The sequence below is a fragment of the Nostoc sp. genome (genome assembly GCF_041747015.1).
Taxonomy (GTDB): Bacteria; Cyanobacteriota; Cyanobacteriia; order Cyanobacteriales; family Nostocaceae; genus Nostoc.
Genome location: NZ_JBGTFY010000064.1, coordinates 1 through 7,142, shown reverse-complemented (window position 1 = coordinate 7,142; position 7,142 = coordinate 1). Strand labels below are relative to the sequence as shown.

General features: G+C 38.6%; 5 protein-coding genes and 2 pseudogenes. 3 read left to right on the top strand and 4 right to left on the bottom strand.

The window, feature by feature from the left end; genetic code table 11:
- Positions 1–330 (top strand): annotated as a pseudogene (locus tag ACEW80_RS04860) (glycosyltransferase family 2 protein); the annotation flags it as partial.
- Positions 331–378: 48 nt separating this feature from the next.
- Here ACEW80_RS04860 and ACEW80_RS04855 read toward each other — a convergent pair.
- Positions 379–1,633: pseudogene (locus ACEW80_RS04855) on the bottom strand (ISL3 family transposase).
- A 282-nt stretch (positions 1,634–1,915) separates the two neighbouring features.
- Here ACEW80_RS04855 and ACEW80_RS04850 point away from each other — a divergent pair.
- The gene (locus ACEW80_RS04850; protein WP_373525504.1) at positions 1,916–2,164 is read left to right on the top strand and encodes an SDR family NAD(P)-dependent oxidoreductase; all 249 of its coding nucleotides are present in this window, start codon (positions 1,916–1,918) and stop codon (positions 2,162–2,164) included.
- A 37-nt stretch (positions 2,165–2,201) separates the two neighbouring features.
- Here the strand turns inward: ACEW80_RS04850 and ACEW80_RS04845 are convergent, their stop codons facing one another.
- Both ACEW80_RS04845 and ACEW80_RS04840 read right to left on the bottom strand, forming a co-directional pair.
- On the bottom strand, positions 2,202–2,939 hold the full coding sequence (locus ACEW80_RS04845; RefSeq protein WP_373525503.1) for a hypothetical protein: 738 nt from the start codon (positions 2,937–2,939) through the stop codon (positions 2,202–2,204).
- 50 nt (positions 2,940–2,989) lie between these two features.
- Entirely contained in the window at positions 2,990–3,718 is a 729-nt protein-coding gene (locus tag ACEW80_RS04840; protein WP_373525502.1) for a hypothetical protein, read from the bottom strand.
- 69 nt (positions 3,719–3,787) lie between these two features.
- Here ACEW80_RS04840 and ACEW80_RS04835 point away from each other — a divergent pair, with 69 nt between their 5' ends.
- Positions 3,788–4,744, top strand: coding sequence for a cytosolic protein (locus ACEW80_RS04835; RefSeq protein ID WP_373525501.1), 957 nt, complete (start codon positions 3,788–3,790; stop codon positions 4,742–4,744).
- 165 nt (positions 4,745–4,909) lie between these two features.
- Here ACEW80_RS04835 and ACEW80_RS04830 read toward each other — a convergent pair.
- On the bottom strand, positions 4,910–7,142 hold a 2,233-nt coding region (locus ACEW80_RS04830; RefSeq protein ID WP_373525500.1), incomplete at its 5' end, for a plasmid replication protein, CyRepA1 family.

Genomic DNA, 7,142 nt, shown 5'->3' with positions numbered 1-7,142 from the left:
CGTGGAGCGCAATTGTTGGGATTAATTATCCTTCCGAGGGTATTGAGTCGAGTTTCTGACCCCATGAGTGGTTATTTTCTGGTGCGTCGCAATGCGATCGCAAATGTCACTTTCAATCCTGTAGGATACAAAATTCTGTTGGAAGTAATCGGGCGGGGTAGGGTAAACCAGATTGCAGAAGCTGGTTATGTGTTCTGTGAGCGTCAAGAGTGTGAAAGCAAAGTTACTTGGAAGCAATATGTAGATTACATACACCACTTAGTGCGGTTGCGACTCTCAACAGGGCGATTGGCAAGAGTTATTGACACTCCCTATGCCGGGGTTCAATGAGCAGTCAAGCAGTCCTTTTGGCTCTTCGGTACTTGTTATGCTAAACTATTAAACGAAATGCCAGTTTAATATGCATCTAATTCGGAAATTTTCTAAATCCATACCCTGAACGTTTAATCAGCTTTAGTTTGTTATTAATTCCTTTCCTACGGAACGCTACGCGAACAACAGTACCGCTAGTTGTCCTATTATCAAAGTAAGCAACAATTTCACTAAACCAACGAATAATAGTATTGTTACTATTCGGGAAGTATTTCTTAGCTTTCGATAACCAAATACCTAGTTTAAAAGTTGCCGAATACCAATCCTTTGTGTTATTGAAAATTTTCCTAATCTTTTCTTTAAATTCGTGCATCTCCTTCAAAATAGGCGATACTTCTTTAACTTGAATCAGTTTATGCAATTGTTCCTCATTTAATTTATTTTCATTCTTAAGCAAGGGATATTTACTATTCTTCAACCCTGTCAATATTTCTTCATACTTAGATTTTTCTGTGGTATTTGCTTTTTTAATTAAATCTTCTACTTTGCGTTTTTCTCTTCTTCTTTGGGTATCTAATTCTTTATTAATCTGTGTCATTACGTGAAATCTATCGGCTACTACTTGAGCATTTGGCATTAATTCTGCCACTAATTTTTTATAGCCAGTCCACAAATCTATACTGACTTCTTCTATATTTTCTAAAACCTCTGTTCCCCACTCCATAAGGGTTTGTTTAATTATTTCTTGTGTTTGTCCGCTTAAGATTGTAATTAGTTTGCCTTGTTCTAAATCAACTAATACCGCGCAGTAATTACCATGACCTTTTTTTAGGGCTATTTCATCAATTCCCAATCTTTTTAAATTTATAGGTTTTAAATTTGGTAATTCTTGCGAGGCATCTTTTAGCATTCTTTCTATTTCGTCTTTTGTGACTATACCTTTTGATGCTACACTATGAATATCATTTTCTAAAACTTCTTGTATGATTTTATGTGCAAGGCGTTTTGTATAAGTTCTTTTCTTTTTTACAAAATCCAAATCTTCACTAAAAGGTTTTTTACATTCTTCACACTTAAACTGCCGTCTATTAATTTCTAAAAATACTTCTTTTCCTCCAAAAGGGAGGTCTTTAATAATATGTCTATGATTTTGATGTAATTTATGGCTGGTTGTGCCACATTTAGGACAGACACTAAATGGCTTTTCTTGTTCGACTTGTAAAATCATCCCAATTTCAACATGAAGACGATGTGATATAACTTTCACACCGCTTAAATCAAGAAGCTCTGTTAGAATTTTAATATCTCTTTTACCAGTCATAACTCTAGAATTAACTAAAAATACTCTTAACTGTATTTATAGTTAATAATGAATGTTCTATATATGTCAATTGTTGCAGCACTTTTATCTATTTATTGATACACATTTTAAAAATTGTTTAGTACGTCCAGCTAACAGTTTAGCATAACAAGTACCGAAGAACCATATATTTTACTCAAAAAAGCGATGAATTGTTGAATCTTGCAGTTAATTAGTTCAAGATTTTTGTTGTTCAATTATATGTTCAATAATGAGATTTAGCTAAATTTTTAAACTGTCAAAATTGTTCATCAAACAAACTTATTAACAGTCGTCTCACTACTAAACTCGTCTGGTATTGGTGAGGCTACAGCATTGGCGCTGGCAGTCGAGGGTGCTACAGTAGTAATTGCTGCCCGTCGGAGCGATCGCTTGCAAGACCTAAAAGCTCGTATTACTGGCACTGGTGGAAAAGCCTTATCCATTACTGCTGATGTTTCAGATGAGGCGCAAAACGAAATCTTGATCTGCCTAACTGAACAAGAACGGTAATTATAATTTCTGTACTTCAACGTACTTTATAATATATTTATTGTTCATAATTTTGAGCGACTTCACTAATAATCGTTTGCAAAAGAGAATTTATATTTTGTGGCTGGAAAGCATTAAGTCCAACCGAACTAAATCTTTGAATTGCTTGTTGATATGATTTTTTATCATCGTACCCTTCCTCGAAGTATTGATTATTGTAATATCCATAAAGAATAAAACTAGAATCAATCATTCTTATAAAAGGTTCCGGTTGAGCAAGAGATTTTGCATTATTAAATAGCTGAATTAGATAGATATAAAAGTAAGTTAAAAAATCCTTAATTTCTTGCCGAGAAAATTCTGACTCAAATGCTTGAACTGGCATTTGATTATTGTAAGTATCTGCTTCGTTCTCAAATAATTTATAGGTATTATATTCAAACCATCCACGAGAATCAAAAATTTGTATTAAATAAAAAAAATTACCTGTTGACTTTTTAACTATTAGTAATAGGGGAAAAATAAATGAGCCTTTCTCGTTATCAAATAAATTACTACTATTGCCAAATAGCCGAGTTAAAGTAATAAATAATTGTGCCAAATTAAGATTAGCTTTGTTATCAGGTTCCGAGAAATAAAGCTCTTGATAAAGGGTAAAATTATGTTTAATATCAATACTATTTACTTTGAGTAGTCTGTATTCAGCATCGTCTAGTCTCCAAAGTTCATATTTAATATTGTTTAATTCCAGTTCAACTTTAATACGTTCTCGAATTTGTCTAACTACTTGTTTCATATATTTTACTCTAATTTATTAAAAGCGTAGTATTGTTGTAATGGAATGAATCAATTTTCGATTATTTCGCTAGTTATGGTTTGCAAAATCTCATTGACATTTTGTGAACTTATGGAACTAATACCAATTGACTCTAAACTTTCAATAGCTGCAAGATATGCTGATTGAGATTGGTATTTTTCCTCAAAATAATGCTCATCTTTATAGCCATAAAGGATATACTCAGAGCCAATCTTCTTGAAAAACTGCTCAGATTGTATCAAGAGTCTTCTACTTTCAAAACAGCCCTCAAGATAACCATAAAAATAGCTGATGAAATAGTTGATTTCTTGGCGAGAAAATTCTATTTCAAAAGGTTCACGAAGTATTTGAGTATCATAACCTTCTACCTCAGCGTCCAGAATCCTGTAAAAGCTGATATAGAGTGTACCCCTATTGTCATAAATATCGATTAAATAGAAGAATCTACCTTGTGCTTTTTCTAAAATCAATAATAGTGGAAAAGAAAAAGTACCTTTCCAATCGTCAATCCAATCACTGCTATCACCAAACAAGTGCGTTAAGCAGACATATAATTCAGCCAAATTGAGTTTATTTTTGTTCTCGCGTTCGGAAAGATAAAAGTGCATATAAAACATATAATCGTCTTTAATAGGAAGGCTTTTTTGCCGAAGTTTTCTAAATTCGGCATCATCCAAACGCCAAAGCTCGTATGTAATATCTTTCCGTTTGAGCTTAACTTTACTGCGTTCTTTAATTTGTCTGACTACTTGCAACATGATAATTAATTTGCTCAAATTCTCTAGTAATAATGTACTATATTAATATTTTAGTTCCAGTTTGACAACATGATTGATGAAAATCCGCAGACAGAATTTGATAGCCCGTGGAAACAGATAATACAACTGTATTTTGAAGACTTCATGTTGTTTTTCTTCCCCCAAGCACATGAGCAAATAGATTGGACAAAACAACCAGAGTTCTTGGATAAAGAATTGGAGCAGGTGGTTCGTGATGCCGAACTGGGGAAGCATCTGGCAGATAAGCTCGTAAAAATCTATCTCAAAGATGGTTCAGAAACCTGGGTATTGATTCATGTGGAAATCCAATCCCAGGAAGAGTCGAACTTTGGGAGAAGAATGTACACCTACAACTATCGAATCTATGATAGATATAAACGTCCAGTAGTATCTTTAGCAGTGTTAGGTGATGAACGTGCCAGCTGGCGACCGAATCAGTTTGGTTATGAGTTGTTCGGTTGTAGTGTGAATTTTCAATTTCCAGTGATCAAACTGATAGACTATCAACAAAGACAGTCTGAATTAGAAGCTAGTCGTAACCCGTTTGCTACAGTAGTAATGGCACACTTAGCGGCATTAGAAACCCGTAATGATAGGTTACAGCGCAAGCAATCCAAGCTGGCTTTAGTGCGACGACTGTATAACCAAGGATTTGAGCGTCAGGATATTCTAAATTTATTGGCTTTTATAGACTGGATGCTAACGCTACCATTAGATTTAGAACGAGAGTTTCTTTTTGAAGTAGAGCAATTGGAGTCAGAGCAACGTATGCAGTATGTTACTTCTTTTGAGCGCAGTGGTATTCGTCAGGGATTGTTAGAAGGGATTAAATTGGGTTTAAAACTGAAATTTGGTACGGATGGGTCAAGCCTATTACCAGAAATTTCAACAATTGAGGGTGTGGAGCAATTGAGAGCAGTTCTTACAGGACTGGAAGCAGCCAGCACAATTGAAGAATTGCGCCAAATTTACCACTCACTCACAACAGACACCCAACCAGATTAGCCAACCCCCACCAACCAATCGCACACCACAGACCTACACCTGTTCCCAAAGTTAACCCAAACCTGCCACTAAACAATTCGCAATTCGCTTTTTCGCCCATTCGCAATTAAGAAAATTTAAGACTTTGGTGATTCGTCGCATGGTGTTGAAATGCTTTACCCTGCGTCACCCCACGCATTCGACCCAATCGCAAACCACAGACGTACACCCTCCCACAAAATTAACCCAAACCTGCCACTGCCCCAGGTATGCGTTCCAGTAAGGCTCCCCATCAGCAACGCCGACGGCCTCGCCAATTGTGGAGACTAACTCACTGTAGAAGGAGCCAGCACTATCGAGTCCTTGCTGCATTTTCACCATCAGCCCCTTCCATCCAAGAATCGCGATATTTTCTGGGGTATGTGGTGCTGTGTCACTGAGTGGTGTTGCAAAGACTATATTATTAGTGCCTGACACCACTTCAGTATTGTGGGATATGGACAGTGATGTTGTGTCAGTTATTGGTGTAGTTGTACTTATATTATTACTGACTGACACCAACTCACTAAGAAATACTTCATCTCGATTGAGCCACTGCCCAAAAATTGAATCACGCTGATCATCAGGGGCAACAAACTTATACACGCACTCCCGATTTTCACGCTTGCCCAATCGACCAACGTAATCCAGTTTCAAATCAATCTTGGCCAGTAACTTCTGTGCGATCGCTATCGGAGTCAGTCTTTCCGAGATACTGACATTCAAGTAATTCTTGATAACGTGCCGATGCTGAACAGCCAGAGCTTTAAACTCCACCATCTTCTCATCAGATCCCCGTAACTGAACGTCTGGTGTAAGAAACTGCAACAGATTCAGATTTTCCAGTAACAGTACTGACGGTAATAGCTGCCCCTTGTTAAAGTCCGGCTTCCAAATCGAATTTTCCCCAACCTCTAACTGCGCCTTAGCCCGTTTCGCATCACGGTTCGTCAGAAACTCTCGCCCCAGCGTCAAATAATAGTGCATTCTCAGTTGAGGATACCAGCTATCGTCATCTTTTGAGACCAAATCAGGCGTCACTTCAATTTCATAGCGACGAGACAATTCAGCCTTGCGCTGCTGATGTCGTTCGGTTTTAGTTTTCGCCCTTTTATCTTGCAGTTTTTTCAGTTCCGTTTGGGAGAGTTCAACAGAATTAGCGATCGCTTCACACTCCACAGCATATAATTCCTCACTTGCCGCCTTCACCGACTCGATTACTGCTCCACTCTCATCATCCGATGCATCAATTGCATCAATAATAATGTAGCCATCCTCGACCAACCCTGCAAGCACCGATTCTCTATAACGCCGCATCTCTACGTTAATCACAGAACCGCGTTTACCCCAAGTTTGTAACGATTCTGGCTGAAAATTCTGGTCAACGTAGCTGTAATCATCATTATCCGCCGCCGACAGCAGCGCAATATTAGCCTGTGTCGCAACGTGTTGACTTCTGAGCAATCCTCCAATGGATGTAGAGCCATTCCCGACAACCGACATCCCCCACTCTCTGACCCAAATGTGACGGTCAACTGTTTCCCTAACCCTTGCCAACATCTGCCGCACGGAGTTAACCGGCTGCACTCCCTGAAAAATCCCCCAAACATCGCTAAAATGTCCTTGAATGTCGATGGATACTCCAGTTTCTAAACTTGGGGAGGCGATAACCAAATCATACTGGGTCAGAATTTCGTTCAGGTGAGCGATACAACCGAAAGCCGCATGAGAGGGGTCAGCAACAGATTCGCTGTCAATTCTGAGGATTCGCAAGTGTGGGAATTTGCGGTGAAAACGTTCCTCCAATGCTTGGGTTCCCCATTTCGATTTTGCCTTTTGAGCAGAACAGCAGAGTAAATGATGCCCCCCAATAGAGATCGCCTTGTCGAGTGCCGCGATAAGATTCTTCGGGTTACTGCCAGAATAGTTGTAACAGTTTCCGGCTACGTGGCGATAATTGTTGACAATGACGAATGGATTAACTCGATATTCCCCAGCGAGTGATAAAACATACTTTACATCTGTGTCAGAAACATCAGCACTGGACAAGTAAATCTTTCCTTGACTGCTGCCCAAAACATTCTGTACCAGTTGTTTGAGGTTTTTGAGAACGGACACACGCCGCTTCTGCACTTCAGTACCAGAGTTGAGCAAATGCCAGAATACTTGGTCGCACTCGTCAATAATAATTACATCATTCGCCCAGTCGTTAGGGTTGAATCGCGCCTGACTTTCCTGATGTAGCGAATCAACGCACACCCCGTATCCTAATAATGTGCCTGTTTCATTTGTGCGGACTTCAGTAACATAGTTAACACCAAACCGATTACACAGTGCCTCACCTAGCTGAATGCGATGGGTAATGATTAATACCCGTCTT

Bases quoted from the DNA above. Each gene is read 5' to 3' on its own strand.
- ACEW80_RS04840 (WP_373525502.1), bottom strand. From the start codon at position 3,718: ATGTTGCAAGTAGTCAGACAAATTAAAGAACGCAGTAAAGTTAAGCTC.
- ACEW80_RS04835 (WP_373525501.1), top strand. From the start codon at position 3,788: ATGATTGATGAAAATCCGCAGACAGAATTTGATAGCCCGTGGAAACAG.
- ACEW80_RS04845 (WP_373525503.1), bottom strand. From the start codon at position 2,939: ATGAAACAAGTAGTTAGACAAATTCGAGAACGTATTAAAGTTGAACTG.